Annotated in this window: 20 protein-coding genes and 1 tRNA gene; 11 read left to right on the top strand and 10 right to left on the bottom strand. The window is 32.2% G+C overall.

Translation table 11 applies throughout. The features are described 5' to 3' along the window. Positions 1 to 76 precede the first annotated feature (76 nt). Genes surE through M890_RS0109740 form a run of 5 tightly spaced genes read left to right on the top strand, consistent with a single transcriptional unit; the run spans position 77 to position 4,914 of the window. Positions 77 to 850: a 5'/3'-nucleotidase SurE gene (gene surE / locus M890_RS0109760; protein WP_028283360.1), complete on the top strand. Its 774-nt coding sequence runs from the start codon at positions 77 to 79 to the stop codon at positions 848 to 850. Next, positions 843 to 1,124: a hypothetical protein gene (locus M890_RS0109755; protein ID WP_028283359.1), complete on the top strand. Its 282-nt coding sequence runs from the start codon at positions 843 to 845 to the stop codon at positions 1,122 to 1,124. Before surE ends, M890_RS0109755 begins: the two co-directional genes overlap by 8 nt. A 1-nt stretch (position 1,125) precedes the next feature. Next, complete coding sequence (lpxB, locus tag M890_RS0109750; RefSeq protein ID WP_028283358.1) at positions 1,126 to 2,241, top strand: lipid-A-disaccharide synthase; 1,116 nt, start codon at positions 1,126 to 1,128, stop codon at positions 2,239 to 2,241. A 7-nt stretch (positions 2,242 to 2,248) separates the two neighbouring features. Further along, positions 2,249 to 2,863 (top strand): C40 family peptidase, encoded by a 615-nt coding sequence (locus tag M890_RS0109745; RefSeq protein ID WP_028283357.1) that lies wholly within the window; start codon positions 2,249 to 2,251, stop codon positions 2,861 to 2,863. 20 nt (positions 2,864 to 2,883) lie between these two features. After that, the gene (locus tag M890_RS0109740; protein WP_028283356.1) at positions 2,884 to 4,914 is read left to right on the top strand and encodes a ComEC/Rec2 family competence protein; all 2,031 of its coding nucleotides are present in this window, start codon (positions 2,884 to 2,886) and stop codon (positions 4,912 to 4,914) included. A gap of 7 nt (positions 4,915 to 4,921) precedes the next feature. Here M890_RS0109740 and M890_RS0109735 read toward each other — a convergent pair whose 3' ends face one another. The 3 genes from M890_RS0109735 to M890_RS0109725 form a co-directional block, all read right to left on the bottom strand. Beyond that, positions 4,922 to 5,470, bottom strand: a complete 549-nt coding sequence (locus M890_RS0109735; protein ID WP_028283355.1) for a thioredoxin family protein — start codon at positions 5,468 to 5,470, stop codon at positions 4,922 to 4,924. Between the two features lie 104 nt (positions 5,471 to 5,574). After that, entirely contained in the window at positions 5,575 to 7,164 is a 1,590-nt protein-coding gene (locus M890_RS0109730) for a peptide MFS transporter (RefSeq protein WP_028283354.1), read from the bottom strand. Positions 7,165 to 7,188: 24 nt separating this feature from the next. Continuing rightward, positions 7,189 to 9,372: a S9 family peptidase gene (locus tag M890_RS0109725; RefSeq protein WP_028283353.1), complete on the bottom strand. Its 2,184-nt coding sequence runs from the start codon at positions 9,370 to 9,372 to the stop codon at positions 7,189 to 7,191. Between the two features lie 147 nt (positions 9,373 to 9,519). On the opposite strand from M890_RS0109725, the gene M890_RS0109720 reads away from it, so the two are divergent. Beyond that, a complete protein-coding gene (locus tag M890_RS0109720) occupies positions 9,520 to 10,818 on the top strand; it encodes a hydroxymethylglutaryl-CoA reductase, degradative (RefSeq protein ID WP_028283352.1) in 1,299 nt (432 codons plus the stop codon). Further along, a complete protein-coding gene (locus M890_RS0109715) occupies positions 10,818 to 11,723 on the top strand; it encodes a GYDIA family GHMP kinase (RefSeq protein WP_028283351.1) in 906 nt (301 codons plus the stop codon). Before M890_RS0109720 ends, M890_RS0109715 begins: the two co-directional genes overlap by 1 nt. Before the next feature lie 67 nt (positions 11,724 to 11,790). On the opposite strand, the gene M890_RS0109710 is transcribed toward M890_RS0109715, so the two are convergent. From M890_RS0109710 to M890_RS0109680, 7 genes are all read right to left on the bottom strand, one after another. Next, entirely contained in the window at positions 11,791 to 13,932 is a 2,142-nt protein-coding gene (locus M890_RS0109710) for a peptidylprolyl isomerase (RefSeq protein WP_028283350.1), read from the bottom strand. Between the two features lie 133 nt (positions 13,933 to 14,065). Beyond that, positions 14,066 to 15,355: a hemolysin family protein gene (locus tag M890_RS0109705; RefSeq protein ID WP_028283349.1), complete on the bottom strand. Its 1,290-nt coding sequence runs from the start codon at positions 15,353 to 15,355 to the stop codon at positions 14,066 to 14,068. After that, positions 15,356 to 15,541 carry a hypothetical protein gene (locus M890_RS0109700; RefSeq protein WP_028283348.1) on the bottom strand — a complete coding sequence of 62 codons (186 nt, stop codon included), beginning with the start codon at positions 15,539 to 15,541 and terminating at the stop codon, positions 15,356 to 15,358. Positions 15,542 to 15,602: 61 nt separating this feature from the next. Beyond that, a complete protein-coding gene (gene lptC, locus M890_RS0109695; RefSeq protein ID WP_028283347.1) occupies positions 15,603 to 16,157 on the bottom strand; it encodes an LPS export ABC transporter periplasmic protein LptC in 555 nt (184 codons plus the stop codon). Next, complete coding sequence (locus M890_RS0109690) at positions 16,157 to 17,494, bottom strand: hypothetical protein (RefSeq protein ID WP_028283346.1); 1,338 nt, start codon at positions 17,492 to 17,494, stop codon at positions 16,157 to 16,159. Before M890_RS0109690 ends, lptC begins: the two co-directional genes overlap by 1 nt. Before the next feature lie 19 nt (positions 17,495 to 17,513). After that, entirely contained in the window at positions 17,514 to 18,806 is a 1,293-nt protein-coding gene (locus M890_RS0109685) for a beta-barrel assembly machine protein BamG (RefSeq protein ID WP_028283345.1), read from the bottom strand. Then, complete coding sequence (locus M890_RS0109680; protein ID WP_028283344.1) at positions 18,803 to 19,534, bottom strand: type III pantothenate kinase; 732 nt, start codon at positions 19,532 to 19,534, stop codon at positions 18,803 to 18,805. Before M890_RS0109680 ends, M890_RS0109685 begins: the two co-directional genes overlap by 4 nt. 188 nt (positions 19,535 to 19,722) lie before the next feature. Between M890_RS0109680 and M890_RS0109675 the strand changes: the two genes are divergently transcribed. The 4 genes from M890_RS0109675 (at position 19,723) to M890_RS0109660 (ending at position 24,295) form a co-directional block, all read left to right on the top strand. Next, positions 19,723 to 19,798: transfer RNA gene (locus tag M890_RS0109675), tRNA-Phe, on the top strand. 126 nt (positions 19,799 to 19,924) lie between these two features. Continuing rightward, positions 19,925 to 20,398: a nucleoside deaminase gene (locus M890_RS0109670; protein ID WP_028283343.1), complete on the top strand. Its 474-nt coding sequence runs from the start codon at positions 19,925 to 19,927 to the stop codon at positions 20,396 to 20,398. Positions 20,399 to 20,568: 170 nt separating this feature from the next. Further along, the gene (locus tag M890_RS0109665; RefSeq protein WP_036597388.1) at positions 20,569 to 21,978 is read left to right on the top strand and encodes an FAD binding domain-containing protein; all 1,410 of its coding nucleotides are present in this window, start codon (positions 20,569 to 20,571) and stop codon (positions 21,976 to 21,978) included. Then, positions 21,971 to 24,295, top strand: a complete 2,325-nt coding sequence (locus M890_RS0109660; RefSeq protein ID WP_084553642.1) for a xanthine dehydrogenase molybdopterin binding subunit — start codon at positions 21,971 to 21,973, stop codon at positions 24,293 to 24,295. Before M890_RS0109665 ends, M890_RS0109660 begins: the two co-directional genes overlap by 8 nt.

Here is a 24,295-nt window from a genome sequence, read left to right as displayed (position 1 = left end):
TTTTTTGTTAAACTGAAGAAATTGAGTAGATACGGGAGAATTTATGTATTTTAGCTAAGTAATTTAATAGACTACTATGAGTAAAAAACCACTAATTTTAGTGACTAATGATGATGGCATAACTGCACCAGGAATTTTAGCTTTAATTGAAGTTATGGAAACCCTAGGCGATGTAGTTGTTGTAGCTCCAGATAGTCCGCAAAGCGGAATGGGTCATGCTATTACTTTAAATAATGTATTACACTTAGACAAAGTCTCTAAAAAAGGAGACAAAACTTTAAAATACAGCTGTTCTGGGACGCCTGCAGATTGTGTTAAAATTGCAATTAACGAGGTTTTAGACAGACGTCCAGATTTATGCGTTTCTGGTATTAATCATGGCTCCAACAGCTCCATCAATGTGATATATTCTGGAACTATGAGTGCTGCTATTGAAGCTGGAATTGAAGGCATACCTGCAATTGGATTTTCTTTGTTGGATTATAAATGGGATGCAGATTTTGAAGCTTCAAAAAAATATATCAAACAAATAGCTAAAAATGCATTACAACATGGTATTGCTGATGGAATGATACTGAATGTTAATATTCCTGCTTTAAAAGAGAAAGAATTAAAAGGCATTAAAGTTTGTAGACAAGCAAGAGCTAATTGGAAAGAAAAGTTTGACAAAAGACAAACACCTCAAGGTAGAGATTACTACTGGCTAACTGGTGAATTTGTAAATTACGATAATGGCACTGATACAGATGAATATGCACTATCAGAAGGTTACATCTCTGTTGTACCTGTACACTACGATTTAACTGCGCACCATTACATGCAAGAACTAAATACGTGGCAATTTGAATAATAAAAAACAGATTATTTTAGGCTTTATCTTAGGTGTAATTTCTACAGGAATTGGCGTGCTACTATACATTGCCTTTTTTTCTAGGTATGGTGTTGAAGAGACTTTAAAAAAAGCTGTTCATTTTAAATTTGTTGACAAAATAGTTAGCTTAGGCGCATTACTTAACTTAGGTTTGTTTTTTCTGTTTTTAAACAGAAAAAAGGATGATATGGCAAAAGGTGTGCTAATAGCCACACTAATCATTGGATTAATCATTATAATAAATAGATTATAAATTGAAATATTACATTATTTCTGGCGAAGCCTCTGGCGATTTACATGGTGCAAACCTAATGAAAGCGTTGCAAAAACAAGATGCATCAGCTGATTTTAGATTTTGGGGAGGCGACTTAATGCAGGCTGTTGGTGGTACATTGGTAAAACACTATAAAGCCTTAGCTTTTATGGGATTTTCTGAAGTCATCATGAATTTAAGAACCATTGCCAAAAACTTAACGTTTTGCAAAACAGATATTGCAAACTATAATCCTGACGTGATTATTTTTATTGACTATCCTGGATTTAATCTACGTATTGCAAAATGGGCTAAGGCTAAAAATTTTAAAACACATTATTATATTTCCCCTCAAATTTGGGCATGGAAAGAAGGTCGTATTAAAGCTATCAAACATGACGTTGACCAAATGTATGTCATCCTACCGTTTGAAAAAGACTTTTACGAAAACAAACATAATTATCCTGTACATTTTGTTGGACATCCATTAATTGATGCTATTGCAGACAGAACGCAAGTGGACGATAAAACGTTTAGACAAACACATGGTTTAAGCGATAAACCTATAATTGCCTTATTACCTGGAAGCAGAAAGCAAGAAATTACTAAAATGCTATCTGTTATGCTTAGTGTTGTTGATGACTATCCAGACTACCAATTTGTAATTGCAGGTGCACCAAGTCAGGATTACGATTTTTACAAAACTTTTATTAAACAAAGTAATGTCCATTTTATAACCAATAAAACTTACGATTTACTAAGTCTTGCAACTGCTGCTTTAGTTACTTCCGGAACAGCAACTTTAGAAACCGCCTTATTTAAAGTACCTCAGGTAGTTTGCTATAAAGGGAGTTGGGTGTCTTACCAAATTGGTAAACGCGTGGTAAACCTAGATTATATTAGCTTAGTCAACTTAATTTTGGATAAAGAGGTTGTAACCGAATTAATTCAGGGTGACTTTAACACTAAACGTCTAAAAAAAGAGTTAGATACTATACTGGACAATTATGAACGTACTAAATATTTTATGAGTTATTATGACTTAGAAAAAAAATTAGGCGGAAAAGGTGCTAGTGAAAATACAGCTAAACTGATTTACAATTACATACACGATTAATTATTAAATGAATAAAATTGTCCTACTTTTAATATTAGCAACATTAATGTCCTGCGGAAGCAGTAAAAGTAAACGTGTTGTAACTACCAAATCTGAATCTGAAGTCATTAGCCAAACAACTAACAAGCCTGCTAGACGTGGACCTGCAAGAAAAACAACAACCACAACTTCTAGAAATACAGAAACCGGACACAATACAGAAGACAATCAAAACATAGAAGTAATTCCTATTAGTAGTCCTTTAATAGCCAATATTATTAACACTGCTAAAAGCTATGAAGGTGTCAGATATAAATATGGTGGCACTACAAAAAAAGGAATGGATTGTTCTGGTTTAATATTTACAGCATTTCAATCTGAAGATATAAGCTTGCCAAGATCTTCAAGCGCTATGGCAACTCATGGTGACTGGATAGATGTAAAAGAAGTTAAAGAAGGTGACTTATTATTTTTTGCTACAAAACGAAACAGCAGAACGATAAATCATGTAGGATTAGTAACATCTTCTAGATTAGGACGCGTAGAATTTATACATGCCAGTACTAGTAAAGGCGTTATGACTTCATTACTATCTGAACGCTATTGGTACTTTGCTTTTGTCCAAGCGCGTCGTATATTGTAAGAAATTGCTTATATTGAGATATGAAATTGCTTCATTTTTCAATTATAAAATTTACCATTTGCCTAATAATTGGTATCATACTTTCTAAAACACTAAGTATTTCGGTGTTTTACAGCTTTCTTATAACTGTATGTTTTACAGCACTTACGGTTTTTTTATATTTCATCTTTAAAAAGAAAAATAATTACCTCTATATTTTTGGAATAACTTGCTACCTGACCTTTATTGCGTTTGGTCTTTTTATATCTAATAGTAATGAAGATTTAAATAAAACCAATCATTTTAGTAATTATACAAGTCGTGATACCGCATCTACAACTATAACTTTTAGGGTTAGAGAATTACTAAAACCTAACGCTTTTAGTAAACGCTATTATGTTGATATACTAAAACTAAACAATAACACAGTAATTGGTAAAGCATTACTAAACGTTAAAAAGGACAGTTTACAAACCCAATTACCAATAGATGCTATTTACACGACAGCCTTACCATTAGTAGACGTAAAAAAGCCTTTAAATCCGGATCAGTTTAGTTATAAAGATTATTTAGAAAAACAGCAAGTCCACTACCAATTATATGCAGATCACACCAATTTACTACAACTTCAAAATAAAACTCATACATTATTTGGATATGCAGCTAAGTTAAGAAATTACATAAATAGCAAATTAAATCCGTACCAATATACAAATGACCAACTATCCATTATTAACGCCTTGATATTAGGGCAAAGACAAAATATAACAAAAGAAGTTTATGACAATTATACTAATGCAGGAGCAATACACATATTAGCAGTTTCTGGGTTACATGTTGGTATAATATTGTTAATACTAAATTTGGTATTCAAGCCTATAGAACGTTTAAAAAACGGGAAGTTTTATAAAACCCTAATACTCGTTATTTTATTATGGACCTATGCTTTAATTGCAGGTGGCTCTGCATCTATTATAAGAGCAACAACCATGTTTAGTATTGTTGCTATAGGTATTAACTTAAAACGACCGACAAACATCTACAACACCTTAGCTGTTTCTGTTTTTATTTTACTGTTAATTAAACCTAATTTTTTATTTGATGTTGGTTTTCAGTTAAGTTATGCTGCAGTAATAGCAATTGTTAGTTTTCAGCCTATAATAGAAAAACTTTGGACACCTAAATACAAAATAGTTACCCTTTTATGGCAAACACTAACAGTAACGGTTTCTGCTCAATTTGGAATTATTCCTATAAGTTTATATTATTTTCATCAATTCCCTAGTTTATTTTGGCTATCCAATCTAATTGTAATTCCGTTTTTAAGTATCATTTTAGGTCTTGGTTTACTAGTAATAACATTAGCACTATTTGGTTTACCTAAAACTTTATTGTCAGATGCTTTTGGAATGGTTATCAATTGGATGAATTCCTTTTTTGGATGGATTTCTAGTCAGGAAGATTTTTTAATAATTGATATTCCGTTTACCATTGCTCAAGTCATTGTGTCCTACATCTTCATATTTTGTCTATATGTATTATATCACCACAAGAGTTATAGATGGTTACAAGTCACTTTAATTTCAGTTTTAGCATTGCAAATAACATATACAATTATTCAATTTGACACTAAAGGCAATCAATTTATTGTATTTCATAAAAGTAGAAACACACTATTAGGTAAAAAACACAACAATCAATTAGCGACGTTTTCTACATTAAAAACAGCAGAAACAAATGCTATAATTAGAAGCTATGCAGTCAAAAACGCATTACAAACAATACCTTCTAAACCCATTACAAACTTATATAAATTGAACAACAAACATCTATTAGTTGTTGATAGTTTAGCTGTTTTTAATTTAAAAGGAATTACAGTAGATTATGTAGTATTAACACAATCTCCAAAATTAAACTTAACACGTTTAATTGACAGCTTAAAACCAAAGGTTATAATAGCAGATGGAAATAATTATAGATCGTATGTTAATCGGTGGGAAGCCACTTGCTTAAAACAAAAACTCCCGTTTTACCATACATGGAAAACAGGAGCTTATATTATAAACTATTAAAAACGGTTTAATTGTCTTTAAAGGTCGCTTTAAAGGCTTTGTAATAGGCATCAAAATCTGCTTGAGTTTTCATGTCCTTGTGTTTATTAGACTGAAACATTTTTAAATACAACTCTAAAGCTTGAGGTGTTTGATATCCTGTAATAGGAGATATTAACTGTGCATCTTCATCAAAAAACAGTAATGTTGGATAAGCTCTAATTCCTAAACCACGTGAAAGCTCGTGACTAGAATTTCTAGTTTTAGCTTTAGCTGGATTGTAATTAGGATTTTTATACGTTTTTCCTTTAAAAGTAATCTCTTCATTACCTTCTGCGTTAAACTTCACTGCATAGTAATGCTTATTTACATAAGCAATTAAGTCTTTATTTGTAAAAGTTCTAGCATCCAAAAGTTTACATGGTCCACACCAAGCTATGTAAGCATCCATCATTATTTTTCTAGGTTCCTTTTTTTGAAGTTCGACAGCTTCTTCAAGTGTTACCCAATTAATTTTGTCTTGTGCAAAACTGCTAACTGTAAACAACAGTGTTAAGGCTAAAAATATGTTTTTCATTATATCTATATTATATCTTTTATAGTCGCAAATAGTGTTCCAAATTTACAAAAAAATAAAACGCCTCAAATTTGAGGCGTTTTATAATAAATTATACTCTTTGATTAACGTATACCATGCATCATTTTTAATAATGTCTTATTTAAAATAATCATTATTATTCCTGCTCCAATTGGTACCAATGTAAAAATTAAAAAGAAAGTTGTCATTCCATATTCCTCTACAATTGGATCAATATAACTACCTGTAATACCTGCTGTCCAGTTAGCAATAAAATTAGCTACAAACCAAACACCAAACATCATTCCTACAAGTTTAACAGGAGCCAACTTACTTACATAAGATAATCCTACAGGAGATACACATAACTCTCCAAGTGTGTGAAATAAATATGCTAAGATCAAGAAAATCATACTTACAGAAGCTGTTTTAGCTCCTAAAGGAATACTCATTGATCCATAAGCTAATATTCCAAAACCTAATCCTAGTAAAATTAGACCTATTGCAAATTTTATTGGTCCAGTTGGATTGTACTTACTCTGCCATATTTTTGAAAACAATGGTGCAAAAGCAATAATAAAAAATGAATTTAATATACCAAACCATGACGCTGGCACATCTGTTTGATCTGATTGAAACTCTCTTACTAACATCCAAATAACTATAATCCAAATGATAACAAAACTAGTACCTAATAAAATATTTGACAGTGCAAATTTAGAAAACGTTTGTCTAAACAACATTGTTAACACCCACGTTATTATAAGCATTGGCACAATTGTTAAAATGGTATTTACTATTTTAAATGTATTTGCTCCAGCTCCAGTTAATACTCTATCAGTATAATCATTTGCAAAAATTGTCATCGACCCACCTGCTTGCTCAAAAGCCCACCAGAAGAAAATTGTAAAAAATGCAAGTACACCAATAACAATTAATCTATCTCTAGTTACTTTAGATTTTTTAGCTTCATCAACAACTTCTTCTAAATCATCATTTATCTCTTCAATAGAGTCTTCAATAGCATCATCAAAATCTACAGTTCCTTTAGGAGATAATCCAATTCGTGCAAATATTTTTTGTGCATAATAAAATTGTAACATTCCAAAAAACATAAAGATTCCTGCTAAACCAAAACCATAATGCCATCCTACTTTTTCACCTATATAACCACAAAGTAAAATTCCTAAAAATGCACCAGCATTAATTCCCATATAAAAAATGGTATAACCAGCATCTTTTTCTTTTCCTTGGTTTTTATATAATTGTCCAACCATTGAAGAAATATTTGGCTTAAATAAACCGTTTCCAATGATTAATAAAAACAATCCTAGATAAAAGAATATAGAAGTTATTCCTTCTAATGCCATACTTGCGTGACCTAAAGTCATTAGTAAGGCTCCAACAACTATTGCATTTCTATATCCTAATAGTTTGTCGGCTATTAGACCTCCAAAAATCGGTGTTATATAGACTAATCCTGTATACAGTCCATATAACTGTAAAGCTTCAGAACGTTCCCAAGCCCAACCACCATCTAGAAGTGTGGACACTAAGAATAGTACTAATAACGCACGCATCCCATAATAGGAGAATCGTTCCCACATTTCAGTAAAAAAGAGTACAAATAATCCAGACGGATGACCTAATACGGTTTTTTGATTGGTTTCTGAACCTCCAAATTTAAATTCCATAAGTTATAATATTAGTTAGTTTAATTAAAGTTTATCGCCTAAAGTGCGATTGATAAAGTTTGTCATTTTTGTATATAAATGCAATCTTGTATTACCTCCATAAATACCATGGTTTTTGTCTGGATATATCATCCATTCAAATTGCTTGTTAGCTTGTACTAAAGCTTCAACCATACGCATTGTATTTTGTACGTGTACGTTATCGTCTCCTGTACCATGTATTAATAAAAAGTCTCCTTTTAATTTATCAACATGATTTATTGGTGAGTTATTATCGTAACCACTTGCGTTTTCTTGTGGTGTTGTCATGTAACGCTCTGTATAAATAGAGTCGTAAAATCTCCAACTTGTTACAGGTGCGACTGCTATTGCCATTTTAAACACATCGTTTCCTTTAAACAACGCATTACTTGACATAAATCCACCATAGGACCATCCCCAAATTCCCATTCTGCTAGAATCAATGTATGGTCGTGCTCCTAATAATTTTGCAGCTTCAATTTGGTCTTCAACTTCAAATTTACCTAATTCATTTTGAGTTACTTTTTTAAAATCTGCACCTTTTAAACCTGTTCCTCTTCCATCAACACAAGCAATAATATAACCTTGTTGCGCCAACATTTGATACCAATAATCATTTGCACTATGCCATTTATTAGCCACTTGTTGAGATCCTGGACCTGAATATTGAAACATAAATAATGGATATTGTTTGCTAGCATCAAAATTGGCTGGCTTTATCATCCACATGTTTAAGTCGTTTCCGTTTACAGAAATAGTAGAAAACTCTTTATCAGATATTGTATAAGCCTTTAAAGTATCCTTTAAATCTTTATTATCTTTTATGGTTTTTAAAACTTTTCCTGTATTAGCATCATTTAAAGTATATAAATATGGCGTTGTCGCACTTGAAAAGGTATTGATAAAGTAAGTGAAGTTAGCACTAAAGTCTGCATTGTTTGTTCCTTCGTTTTGTGTTAATCTTCTTTTTTGAGTTCCGTTTAATTTAATAGAATAAACGTCTCTGTTAATACTACCGTTTTCTACTGACTGATAAAAAATACGATCTGAAGCACTATCATAACCATAGTACTCTGTCACTTCCCAATTACCTTTAGTAATTTGGTTAATTAACTTTCCTTTTTTGCTATAATGATACACATGATTGTAACCATCTTTTTCGCTAGTCCAAATAAAGGTTTTGTCCTTTAAAAACGTTAGATTGTCTGTAATATCTATGTAAGCTTTATCCTTTTCTTCAATAACTAAATACGCTTCGTTTTGGCTAGCATCTATCATCCATAAATCTAATTGGTTTTGATGACGATTCATATAAATAGCACTTAACATATTAGCGTCATGAGACCATTTAATTCTAGGTATATAAAAGTCGTTGTAAGTTTTATTCACTTTTACTTCTTCTAATTTATTTTTATCTAAATCAAAAAGATGTAAGGATACTACTGCATTACGCTCGCCTGCTTTTGGATATTTAAAAACGGTTTGTGTTTGATATAAATCTTTACCATAAACGTCCATAGAAAACTCAGGAACATCACTTTCGTCAAATCTTATAAATGCTATTTTGTTACTCTCTGCATTCCAATCAAAAGCTCTAACAAAACCAAACTCTTCCTCATAAACCCAATCCGTAATACCATTAATTACTTTGTTTTTTTCGCCATCAAAAGTCAATTGTGTAACGTCGTTACTTTCTAAATTTTTAACGTATAGATTGTTTTGATAACCATAAGCTACTTTTTTACCGTCTGGAGAAAAAGTTGGTTCTTGTATTTTATAATTAGCAACACTATGTACTGACTTGTCTGACACATCATACACCACGTATTTACCTAATGAAGAACGTCTAAAAATAGATTCTTCTTCAAAAGCTAAAAGTATTTTGTTTTCATCTTTGCTAAATGTATAATCAGAAAAATATTTTAAATCTAAATCCTTAGAGCTAACTAAGGTCTTAACCTTTTCTAGCGTCTTGTAATCGTAGATATCAATTGTCGTTGCTCCACTTGCGCGATCAAAGTTTAAAACCGAATATTGTTGTCCATTATTCATGGAGTGTAAGGCTTCTAAACCTTCAGTTCTAAAGGTACCACTCCATATTTCATCAAGTGTAAATTCCTTATTTTGAGCAGTTAAAAAAGTAGTTGCTAAAAAGCAGAATAGAGAAAGGATTCTTAAAATCTTCATTTAATATTAATTATTTAATAATAGGATGTCAAGTTTACTAAAAATTACCCAAAAAACCTCCAATATTAACAGATAAATCAGCAATATTACACGGACTACTGTAAATTGAAAGTCTATATAGTATCTTTGCATTTCAAAATTAATAACATGAGTACACTAGTTTCTGGATTTTCTAAATTATCAAAAGCTGAAAAGATTAATTGGCTAATCACAAATCACTTGTCCAGCTATAAAGATGCTGAAACCATCCTTAAGCAATATTGGAATAGCGATCAAAAGCTACAACAGTTGCATGACGAATTTATAGAAAACACCATTACTAACTACTTTTTACCCTTAGGGATTGCACCAAATTTTGTTATTAATGACAAGATTTACACCATACCAATGACTATAGAAGAAAGCTCTGTAGTTGCTGCTGCTAGCAAATCAGCAAAATTTTGGCAAACTAGAGGTGGATTTAAAGCAACCGTAATATCTACTACTAAAATTGGACAAGTCCACTTTACATATTCTGGAAGTTATAACGATTTAAAAGACTATTTTAATACCATAAAACAACAACTTTTAGAGGACACAAAATCCATCACTAAAAACATGGAAAAACGTGGTGGTGGTATTTTAGATATTGAGTTAAGAGATAAAACTAATGATTTAGAAAATTATTACCAATTGCATGCCACTTTTGAAACCTTAGATGCAATGGGAGCAAATTTTATAAACTCGTGTTTAGAACAATTTGCTAAAACATTTAAAACAGAAGCTGAACAATACTTACAATTACCAATAAACATTGTCATGAGTATTTTATCTAATTACGTACCTGAGTGCTTAGTTAGAGCTGAAGTAAGCTGTAAAGTTGAAGATTTAGCCGAAAAAGATATTAATCCACATACATTTGCTGAAAAATTTGTTCAAGCTGTAAACATAGCTGAAATTGAACCTTACAGAGCTGTCACACACAATAAAGGTATCATGAATGGGGTTGACGCTGTGGTTTTAGCTACAGGAAATGATTTTAGAGCTGTGGAAGCTGGTGTCCATGCTTATGCTGCAAAAGATGGAAAATACAGTAGCTTAACGCATGCTAAAATTGAAGATGGGATCTTTACTTTTTGGATGGAAATACCTTTAGCTTTAGGTACTGTTGGTGGCTTAACAAGCTTACATCCTTTAGTAAAATTGGCATTACAAATTTTAGACCAACCTAATGCAAAGCAATTAATGCAAATTGTGGCTGTTGCTGGATTAGCACAAAATTTTGCTGCTTTAAGAAGTTTAACCACAACTGGTATACAAGAAGGACACATGAAGATGCATTTAATGAATATATTAAATCAATTTGAAGCAACACCTTCTGAAAAAGAACAGATTGTAAATCACTTTAAAACTAACGTAGTTACACATAGTGCTGTTGTAGAAGCTATTGAAAAACTTAGACAATAATGCAAACCTTTTATAGTCACGGAAAATTATTACTTACTGCAGAGTATGTTGTACTTGATGGAGCTAAAGCGTTAGCAGTACCTACTAAATTTGGACAGCAATTAACAGTAGAGCCAATTAGCCAACCTCAAATTATATGGACCAGCTTAGACCATAACAACGCTATATGGTTTGAGGATCTATTTAGTTTAAATGAAATTAACAATGGATACTTATCTCGTAATCCTATCTCAGATAGGCTAATCCAAATTCTTAAAGCTATAAAGCAGTTAAACCCTGAATTTTTAATATCAAATACAGGTTTTAAAATAACCACAATACTTGAGTTTCCTAAAAATTGGGGTTTAGGTACATCGTCTACTTTAATCAATAATCTGTCGCAATGGGCTAACGTAGACCCATACCAATTACTAAAATTAACCTTTGGAGGTAGTGGTTATGATATTGCTTGTGCACAAAATAGTAATGCTTTAATTTATCAATTAGAAAACAATCTACCTACTATAAATAGCTTAGTTTTTAAACCTGTTTTTTTTGAAAACCTTTATTTTATTCATTTAAATAAAAAACAAAATAGTCGTGATGGTATTGCACATTATAAAGCTAACAGACACGATTTAGAAAACTCAATAGAAGCTATTAATACAATAACAAGTAAGTTTATTAAAACTGAAACAATTGATGACTTAAAAGAGTTAATAGACCATCATGAAACGATTATAAGCACCATAACACATCAAACCAAAGTCAAGGATAATCTTTTTAGCGATTTTGATGGCAGTATTAAAAGTTTGGGTGCTTGGGGAGGCGATTTTATTTTAGTTGCAAGCAAGACCAATCCTACTGCTTACTTTAAGGCTAAAGGATTTAATACCATATTAAAATATAAAGACATGGTCTTATAAAATTAATGCATATAAAAAAGCCTCTTAAATTGTTAAGAGGCTTTTTTTATATTTAAACTATAGTAGCTTATTGTACTGTTTTAGCTCTAAAATCTTCAATCTCTGCAGATTCTTTTAAAGCACTGTATAATCTAGTTTGTACTGCACTTAATTTTTGTGCACTTACTTGATTAGCAAATGGTAAATAGTTTTCTAATTCTACAGCAGGCGTCTTTTTAGTAACCTGTACCATAAATACACCAGTGTTTCCTTTTATTAATTTAGAAGCTACACCTTCTTTTAATCCAAAAGCTGTTCCTACAACCATTGGCTCTTTTCCTGCTCCTGCAATTGTTGGATTTTTCATGTTTATTGCTGAAGATGATTTAACCGTTTGGTTTTCTGCTGCAGCAAAATCTGCTAATGTTGAAGCGTTAACTCTGTCCATTATCATTTTAGCTTTTTTCTCTTTTCTAATTGCTGGTAATGCAGTAACTGAAGCATCTTCAACACTCATTAATCCTTTCTCTTGCTTACCAGTTAATTGTGCGATTACAATTCCTCCAGGTACGTTATCAAAACGCTTATAATCTCCTACTTCTGTAGCATCTTCAAAAGCCCAACGTACAATTTGACGTTGATTTCCTAATCCAGGAATACTTTCGTCTAATTCATTAGCTGTCATTGGACGTACTTCATAGTTTGCATTTTTAGCTACTTCTGCAAAGTTACCGTTAGCGATAGCTAATTCAAAGTTAGAAGCATCAGCAAAAATCTTATCTTCAGTTTTAGATGAAGGCTCAATTTTTCTAGCAATTGTAGCTAATTTTGCAGCTGTCTCAACATTTTTCTTATCGTCAACTCTAATAATGTGGTAACCAAATTTAGTTAATACAACGTCAATGCTTCCTTTTTCATTAAAAAACAAAAAGTTAGCAAAGTCAGGATCAAAACTTGCAGGATTGTAAGTTGTTAATCTTGTCCATCCAATGCTTCCGTCTTTACCTTTAGTTCCGTCAGAGTTTATTTCATTTGCTACTTCTGCAAATTTAGTTTTATCATTTTTTACTAAAGGAAAGATGCTATCAATCATTGCTTTAGCTTCTTCTTTAGTTCTAGTAACATCTGCTCCTGCTCTTGTTGTTCCTACAAAAGGAATTACAATATGGCTAGACTCGATTGAATCTGCTAATTTTTTGTAATCTAAAACTTTAGTTACTTTATAATAGTTACCGTCTTTGTATGGACCGTAAGTTTTTCCAGCTTCTAAATTAAAGATTGTATCTGCAATTGTTGCAGGTAAGCTAGACTTGTATTGGTATTTATCTACAAATTTAAAATCATCAGAGTTACTGTTTACAAATCCTTCTGTATCTTTAGTATTTGCAAAACCTAGTTTGTTGTCTGTTGCTTTAGTAACTTCGTTATAAACTTCTTTATCTTTAAGCAATGCTTTAAGCTCATTTTGGATTTCATTTTCATCTTCTAAAGAGGCAACTTCTTTAAAAAATACATATTGAAAGTTTCTGTTAGCTTCTGTTTGATATGCTTTTTGATTTTTGTTTATGTAGTTTTTAATATCTGACTGAGACACGTTAACCTCTGCATCTGGAATAGCTGTGTAAGGGACTTGCACATAATTGATGTCAACTTTTTCTCCTTCTAATTTATGTTCTAACTGTCCTTCTGCTAAAGTTGCAGTAGTACCAGCTTTAACCATGTTAAAGTAGTTAGATTGTAAGGCATTGCTAGCTAAAGACTGCTCTGTAGAAATCCAATTTTGGTAAGCTTCAGCTGAAGAGCTTTTTAAATTATCTATGAATAATTTTAATTTAGCCTCATCAAAAACACCATCTTCATTTAAAAATGTAGGGTCAGTTCCATAAGACGTTTTGATTAAGTCACGCATTTGCTCAGACTCAACAGTCATTCCTAATTTTTCAATTTGACCGTTCATTACAGCTTCTCTCACTTTAGTCTCAAACACACTATTCATGACTTGACTAGTTGTTGCATTTGGTCCCATTTGTCTTTGCTGAAACTCTACAAGGTTAGAAAACTCTTCTCTTGAAATGTCTTGTCCATTGATTGTTGCTACAACATCTGGAGATTTAGAAAATAATGCATCTTTATTATCAAATAAACTTGATAAAATAAAAGCGAATAACGCTAATGCAATAACTAAGATTAATACAACCGTTTTTTGTCTAATTTTATTTAAAATTGCCATTTTTTGTGATAAATTTTGTGAAATATAGTGGGCGAAAATACCATTTTCTATTCAATAATAAAAGTACTTTATTATAATAAATATATTAATTAAAAATACTGTTAGTAAAATAGTTAGTATTTATCTTAAAAAATTAGTCTTCTTCTTTAATTTGAAGCTCTACCAAGTCTATTTTGGTATTGGAAACTTCTAAGATTTTAAAGTTGAATTTTTCTGTAGAAACAATTTCGTTTTGTTGCGGAATCTCCTCTGTATGATCTACAATTAGACCTCCTAAGGTTTCGTAGTTTTCTCCGACTGGAAGATTAAGCTTGTACGTTTCGTTTAGATAGTCTACTTCTGCTCTTGCTGAAAACACATAGGTTGTAGCATCTTTTTGTTCTTCAATTAAATCGATTGTATCATGTTCGTCTTCGATTTCTCCAAACAACTCTTCTACAATATCTTCAACTGTCATAATACCAGAAGTTCCACCATACTCATCCACAACTACAGCAATACTTTTACGCTTTTTGATTAAAACATTAAGAATATCTTTGACTAACATGGTTTCTGGAACCAACTCTATTGGCATAATCATAGAGCCAATATTTTTGGGTTTTTTAAATAAATCAAAAGAGTGGACATATCCTAAAACATCGTCTATGGTTTCTTTATATATTAGTATTTTAGAACAACCAGTTTCTGTAAACAAAGCGCTTAAGTCTTGAATTGAATCCTGAAGCTCTAAAGCTATAATCTCTGTACGAGGTACCATAACCTCTCTTGCTTTTACTTCGGAAAACTCCAAAGCATTTTGAAAAATTTGAATTTCGGTATCTATATCCTCATGCTCTTCAATACTTTCCATTTGCTCACTAATGTAGTGACCTAATTCTACTTTTGTAAAGGCTAGTTGTACTTGATCACCTTCTGTTTTAAAGATTTTTTTTAAAACTACATCACTAATCCAAATAACAAAATCTGACACCCAACTAAACAACACATAAAAAAGGTAGGCAGGAAAAGCTAATACTTTTAACAAGGTATTAGAATATATCTGAAAGAATACTTTAGGTAAAAACTCGGCAGTAAATAAAATTAATAAAGTAGATAATATGGTTTGAGACAATAAACTTAAATCTACTAACATATAGGACGCAAAAGCATTATCTGTTGGTAACATGCTCTGAAACCAACCCATAAGCAAATCTCCCATAAAAAAACCATAAATAACCAATGCAATATTGTTACCAATAAGCATAGTAGCAATAAACTTTGATGGTTTTGCTGTTATTTTTGATAGGATTTTAGCTAGAAAGCCATCTTGCTTTTTTTCTATCTCAATATGAATCTTGTTGGATGATACGTATGCAATCTCCATCCCTGAAAAAAAAGCTGATAATAATAAGCAACAAACAATAATAAGTATTGAGCTAAGCATCTACTTACGATCTTGGTTTTCGAACTTTTTATTAAATCTTTTTTTGAAAAAGAACATAAATACAGCTGTTACACCTAATAGAAGAGACATATATGCTCTGGTTTCTCCCCAACTTGCAATTGCATCATAAAGAAACAGTACTGCAAATACTAAATAGGCGTATTGAAAAAATTTAAAAGTTTTCATTTAAATATAAATTGATAAGTAAAGATACTAAAAAAGTATTCTTTTAATTAGAAAGGAAATATTATTCTTGAACAGCAAATTGACCTGTAACACCCAAAACTTCAGCTTTTTTAAAGTCTCTGTCCGAATCAAAACCCATTCCGCTAGTTACGTAACCTTTAGCCCTGTATGTTGCTGGCAGATTAGTAAATAACCATTGCTTACTTTGATCGTAGTATAATTGCTCTGCAAACAAGGTGTCATTTGTTGATGTCGCTGCAATAACATGACCTCTTAAATCAATAAGATTGGTATTATCGTAAAGTATAGCGTAGTCTGATATAATAGTAGTTTTAGCTCTGTTTTTATCATACAAATGCAAAATAACACCTTCCGGAAACTCAGAGTAAGCAAAAGCCCTATTACTAAAATCAAACATTTTAGGACTAATCAAATTTGCTGCTAGACGACCTGAGTCTGTATATTTAACATTAATACTGTCTGAGACACCTACTGGATCATTAGCAGACATACCCATTTTTTTTACATCGTCTAAATTGTTTTTACATGCAAAAAACAAAGTCATAGCTAATGCTATGACTGAGTTTTTTAATATATGTAATTTAATGTTTTGCATTATAGGTTTGGTACTGTTACACTTCTACCTATCCAACATCCAATTTTAATACTTTGACCTGCATTACCTTCAGCAAATATTTCTGATTTGGTAGGCGCTTTAGCGTTATAGCTTTCTACATATTTAGATCCTGCTCCTCCAGCTTTAGCAGCTTCGTTAGCAGCTAACCAGAACACAGCTCTTTTGTTAAAGTTTGTATCACCACAACTGTTTGCACTACTTGCATACATTGATGCTATCTGTAAGTGAGGGTTTTTGTTAGATGGGTTAAGGTTTAAAGACTCTTGGTAATATTGTCTTGCCTTACCATAACTACCACTCTTTTTAAAGTCTGAAGCAGCTTTGTAATATAATTTAGCCTTTTTAAATGGATCTGTTTCTAAGTCCATAGTTTGGTCTAAATACTTTTGCTCTCCTGTAATAACATATAAGTAATAAGAAGTACTAGCATCTGGTTGTATTGTATTTTTTTGCTTTACAATGGTAACAAACATTGGATCTTCTTTACATCCTTTTTCATATAACTTGTTCATTGCACGTTGTAACCAAACTGCATTAGTTTTGTTTGCTTCGTAATTTTTTTGGTATAATGGAATTAAGTTTTCACAGTTAGCTCTATCTCCTAATTCTTTATCAACACCAAGTTGAACATTATCAAAAGCATCTACCATAGCACCATAATATGTTTTCCATTGACCATCCTTTTTAGTTAAGGCCACACCAGAGTCTTCCTTATTGATTAACTCATTAAGTTTTTTAGCGTTAAATGCAGTTTCTTCTTCAATTTTTTCGGCAACATCATCATACTTATCAAATAAGTCTTGTGCAGTTTTGTTTCCAGAATCATATAAGCTAACCATTAACTTAAAGTATACATATAAACTCTTAGCACTTTTAAAGCTATCCTTATCTGCTTTATAAGCAGCATCAAAACAATCAAAAACATCTTGATCTGTTAAACCTAAAGCTTCTTTGTTATCATACTTAAGTTGACATTGCTCTGATTGGTACTCTCCAACAGGAGAAATACTTGCAAAGTTTGCCATTCTTTCATCAAACATTAAAATTAAATCATTTACATAACCTAATTTTTCTGCTCCAGTAGATTTTTTTATGTAATGATTTAGTATTTTTTCTCCATATACGTAAATCGCTTTGTTATATTTTGGACAGTCTTTTCTTAACTCCATGAAATATGGGTAAGCTGCTTCATAATTTTTAGCTTTTGAAGCCTCAGTCATTAACGACAATTTAGTCATACATTCTTGCTCATTTTGAGCAAATCCTACTGACAGACCCAAAAACAGGGCTATTAATAAAGTGATTTTAGTTTTCATAATCTTCAATTTTACGCTGTTAGTTATATTTCTTTTTATTAAACCATCTATCATTTAATGATAAACTTAATTGGAAGTTAACAAAGTTTTCTTTTACTAAATTTGCATTTGTTGTACCTCTTTGTCCAATCTCTACTCCTAAATTAGCATTAGAAAACCAAACTCCAACTGGTATCCCTACTCCAAAAGACATGCCAAACTCTTGTATTGATTCGTTATTTATAATTAAACCAGTCTTTTCAAAACGCATTCCCGCTCTATAAGTCGCTCTTTTCCAAACGCTTGAAAAAGAATTATATTCTGGAATAAAAAATCCACCTAATGAAAATTTTGAAGCATCTTCAAAGGTTGCACCTACGTTTTCATATAAGGGATTAAAAAATTCGCTTGTGTTTTGTGTGGTATATTCTAGACCAGCAAACCACTTTCTAGGCTGACCTATACCAGAACCTACTGAGAATTTTGATGGTAAGGTTAGTTTTGTTTCTTTTAAGTTATTAGTAGATAAGTCTACCTCAATTTGATTTGTTAAACCAGAAGACACATCAATTGTAGATATTGATCGTTGGTTTTGAGAGGTCAAATTAATCTCTGGTGTATAAGTTACAGATCCTTGATATTCTAGTTTAGGAGATATCATTTTTTGATAATGTATTCCTAAATTAAAATTTAATCCACTCAAGTCAGATCTATTACTCTCTTCCGAGTAATATTGTAATGGCTCATCAGCATCGTTATACAAAACATTAATTGTGTTATTCTGGATGTTTCCAAAATCATAGTCCATTTGTACACCTACACTAAGACTTTTATTAACTTGATATCCTAAAGCTAAAAAAGCTTTATTTAACCCTCCTTCTCCTGCATATCTGTAGTCCACCATATCATTAGCATTACGAGTTTCTAACTCATAACCTACAGAAGAGTAAGGTAGTAGTCCAAAGCCAAAACCAAATTTCCCAACTGGAAAAGCTAGAGCTAAATAATCAAAAGTAGTACTTGTAGCACTATCACTTCCGTTATCAGATTTTAGATCAGTGGTTGTATGGCTTCCTCCAACAGTAAATTTTACTGGTCTAGTTTCGTTATTAAAAGTTGCTAGATTGTTACCACCATAAGTTGCTGGATTTGAAAAATTAATATGAATACTATCTTTGTAAACACCTAATCCTCCCATGCTACGATTTTCAACCGATCCTTTAAATTTTAAGCTTCCTATACCATAAAAAGAATATGGTGAAGCTGTTCCCTCCTGTCCGTAACTTTGAATTGCAAAAACTGCAATAAAAACTAATACAAGTTTTTTTATCATCCGTTTGTGTTGTGTTGTAATATGAAATTCAAACCTTCTAAAAGAAAATTTGAGTTGGCAAATATGCTACTTTTTAATTGTTTAGACAAAAAATTAGTATCTCCACCTGTTAAAATTATTGTTAAATCTGAATAATCAGCACTATAACGTTCAATTATTCCATCTATTTCACTTAAAACACCATAAACAATTCCGCTATTTATTGCGTTTATTGTGGAATTTCCTATAAAATGTTCTGGAAACTGAGTTTCTAATAATGGTAATTTAGCGGTTTGATTGTGTAATGCGTGATAACGCATTCTTATCCCAGGAGAAATTGAACCTCCTAAATAATCGTTTGTATTAGTTATAAAATCATACGTAATACAAGTTCCTGCATCAATTATTAAAACATTTTTATTAGAAAATTGTTGTACAGAAGCACAAACTAATGCTATTCTATCAATGCCTAATGTTTTTGGAGTCGCATACAAATTATTAAATGGTAAAGGTGTTTCATGACTTAATACCAATAAATTAAAATGAATGTTCAAATAATTAACAACAGCTTGATCTAAAACACCAACCGATGATACAATTGCTAAATGCAACTGACTATAAGATTTCCTTAATTCTTTAATGCCATCCAAAACTTCAGATTGTGATACTACAACAACAGTTATAATGTTGTTTTTGTCAAAAACAGCTAACTTAGTTCTGGTATTTCCTACATCTATTACTAAATTCATTCTACATTTAAAAGTGGTAAATCTACAAAACCATTAGATTAAAAAGTATTAATAATATTATAATATTGAAATTGAGACAAATAAGTCTCCTTAAAACACAAAAGTAAAAAAACATTGTAATTTTTTTGATTTTTTGTTTGGTAGTTCTAAAATTGAAACTATATTTGCACTCGCAATTTATTGCTACTGGTGCCTTAGCTCAGTTGGTAGAGCAAAGGACTGAAAATCCTTGTGTCCCTGGTTCGATTCCTGGAGGCACCACCACTAAAAACCCGATTCAGATGAATCGGGTTTTTTGGTTTTAAGAACTAACCAAAGATTAATAATTCACTATAAAAAGTAGTATATTAGCTAATACTACATTTTTCAACTTAAAATTTAAATTATAGTATGAGTACTAAAGATCAATTTATGCAAGAAGCTGTAAACGCAGCTTTAAAAGGAATGAACAACAATGAAGGCGGACCATTTGGCTGTGTCATTGTTAAAGATGGAAAAATTGTAGGACGCGGAAACAATAAAGTAACCTCTACTAACGATCCAACTGCACATGCAGAAGTAACTGCGATTAGAGATGCTTGTAAAAATTTAGACTCGTTTCAATTAGATGGTTGCGAAATATACACCTCTTGCGAACCTTGTCCAATGTGCTTAGGTGCTATTTACTGGGCTAGACCAGACAAAGTATATTACGGAAGTAATCAAGTAGATGCTGCCAATATTGGTTTTGATGACGAATTTATCTACAAAGAAATCCCTTTACCTTATGCAGAAAGAAGCATCCCGTTTGAGCAATTAGCACGCGAAATAGCATTAGAGCCTTTTCAAGAATGGACTAAAAAAATTGATAAAACTGAATACTAAATAAACAATGACGTCAGTTCGAGTGTTTCGACTTTTTGTCGAAATGTATCGAGAATATTTTCAAAAAAGGGCTTCTCGATACAAAATTCCAAAAAGGGAATTTCACTCGAAGTGACGACCTCATTACATTTTTAATTCATTTATAATAAAAATCAATTAAAACAATCCTCATGATAACCTTCATCCTAAATAACAAAACCATAAAAACCTCGGAACATTCCGGAACCACTTTATTGGATTTTGTGCGTTACCAACAACGCTTAACAGGAACAAAGATTGGTTGTCGTGAAGGTGACTGTGGCGCGTGTACCCTTTTAGTAGGAACACGTCATGGTGACACTACAGAATACCAAAGTATTACCTCATGTATTTCGCCACTAGGAAATGCGCATGGTAAACACATTGTTACAGTTGAAGGCACAAATCTTAAAGACAAATTAACCACAGCTCAAGAAGCTATGAAAGCAAATTACGCCACGCAATGCGGATTTTGCACACCTGGTTTTGTAGTTGCCTTAACAGGATTTGCATTATCAAATTCAGATAAAAATTATACTAATGCAATTGACGCTATAAGCGGAAATATTTGCAGATGCACAGGATACAAAGCAATTGAAAAAGCAGCGCATCAAGTTGTAAAAAAACTAGACAACAATACAAACACCACATTTAATTGGTTAATTGAAAATCAATTTATTCCTGAATATTTTAAAACCATTCCACAACGCTTAAAAGACATTGAAGCTAAAGATTTAAATCAACCCAAAGGGAAATATGTTTCTGGAGGTACGGATTTATATGTCCAACAAGCGGATCATTTAGCAGATAACGCTGTACATCTAATAGCCGAAAAGGAGTATTTAAAAGGCATTAACATTAAAAATGGTATTTGCACGATCGGAACCAACGCAACGGTTTCAGATTTATGGAATCATACGGAGTTAAATAGTATTTTACCAAACTTAAAAAAACACTTAAAGTTAGTCTCTTCAGAACAAATTAGAAACATGGCTTCGCTTGGAGGAAATTTAGTAAACGCCTCGCCAATTGGAGACATGACTATCTTTTTTCTGTCGCTTAATAGTAATATTACAATATTAAATTCCGCAGAAAAAGAAAGAACAATTGCTCTTAAAAACTTTTACAAAGGGTACAAAACTTACGATTTAAAAGACGGTGAACTTTTAAAGAGTATTCAATTTAAATTACCAACAGAACAGTCATTTTTCAATTTTGAAAAAGTGTGTAAACGGACACATTTAGATATTGCCAGTGTCAACTCTGCATTCCATATTACGGTTGAAAACAATATTATATTGGAAGCACATGTTTCCATTGGAGGTGTTGCTGCAATTCCAAAATATTTGCATGAGACCTCAGCCTTTTTAGTTGATAAACCATTGACTTTAGACACTATAATTGAAGCTAATCAAATACTTCAAAATGAAATCAGTCCAATTAGTGATGTTCGTGGGACAACTGACTACAAACGTTTGCTAGGACGACAATTATTTTTTGCTCATTTTACAACGTTATTCCCGAAGCAATTCACCTTAAACGATTTTGTACAACATGCATAAAAACAAGCCAAATAAAGTATTAGACACTAAATTAGATGCTGTTTCAAAATCATTAAAACAAAGCATCAAAAACTTAGACTCTTACACGCATGTTCGTGGAGAGTCATTGTATGTTGACGATGTTAATATTAGACAAGGGACATTACATGCGGTCGTGTTTGATTCGCCAAAAGCACACGGAAAAATAAAAAGTATTGATTATTCTAAAGCAGAAGCTCTAGAAGGCGTACAACGTATTTTTACCTATAAAGATGTTCCTGGTGAAAATGAAATTGGTGGTATTATTCCTGACGAACCTTTATTTGCGGAGGATGAAGTCCACTTTTGGGGCATGCCAATAGCCTTAATTGTTGCAGAATCAGACTTTATTGCTCGAAAAGCACGAAGTTTAATTGACATTGAAATAGAAGACTTACCAGTCATTACTACAGCAAAAGAAGCCAAAGCAAAAGGCAGCTTTATTAATGCACCACGCTCTTTTAGTTTAGGAGACACAGAAAAAGCATTTGCCGACTGTGACTATATTTTTGAAGGCGAAACATTCTCTAACGGACAAGAGCATTTATATATCGAAACACAAGGTGCTTATGCAGAACCTTTAGAAAACGGAAACATAAAAGTAACGTCATCTACACAAGGTCCAACAGCTGTGCAAAAAACTATCGCTAAAGTTTTAGGCATTGCAATGCATAAAATTGAAGTTGATGTTACACGACTTGGAGGTGGATTTGGAGGTAAAGAAGACCAAGCAACACCTTGGGCTGTAATGGCAGCTTTGGCTGCGCACCATTTAAACCAGTCTGTAAAACTGATTTTAAATCGTCATGACGATTTACGTATGACAGGAAAACGTCATCCTTATGAAAGCACATATAAAATTGGACTTTCAAAAGACTTAAAAATTATAGCGTATCAAACCGAGTTTTTGCAAAACTCTGGTGCAGCAGCAGATTTATCTCCTGCAATTGCAGAGCGTACTTTATTTCATGCCACCAACAGTTATTACATACCTAATGTAACAACAAAAGTGTTGAGTTGTAAAACCAACTTACCGCCAAACACAGCATTTAGAGGATTTGGAGGTCCACAAGGTATGTTTGTTATTGAGTCTGCTATTGCAAAAGCTGCTCATGAAATTGGTGTACCAACAAGAACAATTCAAGAAGCAAATTTGTTAGATGAAAACGACACGTTTTCTTATGGACAAATTGCTAAAAAAGTAGAAGCCAAAAACACATGGCATTCTGCTAAAAACATATTTAATATTGAAGCTTTAGAACAAGAGGTTGAAGATTTCAATAAAAACAATACCAGTTTCAAAAAAGGAATAGCGTTTATGCCCATTACCTTTGGTATTTCGTTTACAAACACACCTATGAATCATGCACGTGCTTTGGTTCATATTTATTTAGACGGAAGCGTTGGTATTAGTACTGCTGCTGTAGAAATGGGCCAAGGTGTAAACACCAAAATGATGCAAATTGCTGCGGATGTGTTTTCTATTCCTATTGAAAAAATTAAAATAGAAACAACCAATACAACGCGTGTTGCCAATACGTCGCCTTCTGCTGCCAGTTCTACCGCAGATTTAAACGGAAAAGCAACCTTAATGTCGTGCAACGCATTGGTCGAAAGATTAAAAATTGTAGCTTCGGAAGACTTAAAAGCTTCAGTAAAAGACATTACTCTAAAAGAAGAATCTGTTTATATCAACAACAAAAAATCAGCTTTAACTTGGACAGAGCTAGTCAGTAAAGCTATGTTAAAACGTGTTGCTTTAACTGAAAACGCACATTATGCGACTCCAGAAATTCACTTTGATAAAACCAAGGAAAAAGGACATCCTTTTGCTTATCATGTTTACGGAACCGCAATTACAACAACCACTATAGATTGCATGCGTGGTACTTACGAATTTGATAGCGTAAAGATTGTACACGATTACGGAAAAAGCATGAGTGAAGGTATTGATTTAGGTCAAGTAGAAGGTGCTTTAATACAAGGTATTGGCTGGATGACCATGGAAGAGATTGCTTATAATAAAGAGGGAAGATTATTATCAAATGCGCTTTCTACCTATAAAGTTCCAGACATTTTTTCTGTCCCAAAAACAGTAGAAGTGATTCCTGTAGAAACTGAAGGAAACGACATGGCTATTTTAAAATCTAAAGCTGTTGGAGAGCCTCCTTTAATGTATGGGATTGGTGCTTATTTTGCACTTCAGAATGCTATAAAAGCGTTTAATCCAAACTACGATTTACAATTTAACGCACCAATGACTCCTGAAAAGGTATTAACTGGTTTATACCAAAAATAA

Origin of the sequence: Olleya marilimosa CAM030 (assembly GCF_000518485.1) — a bacterium.
Classification (GTDB): domain Bacteria; phylum Bacteroidota; class Bacteroidia; order Flavobacteriales; family Flavobacteriaceae; genus Olleya; species Olleya marilimosa.
The sequence above is the reverse complement of the archived record's forward strand: the minus strand, read 5'-3'. Positions and strand labels throughout refer to the sequence as shown.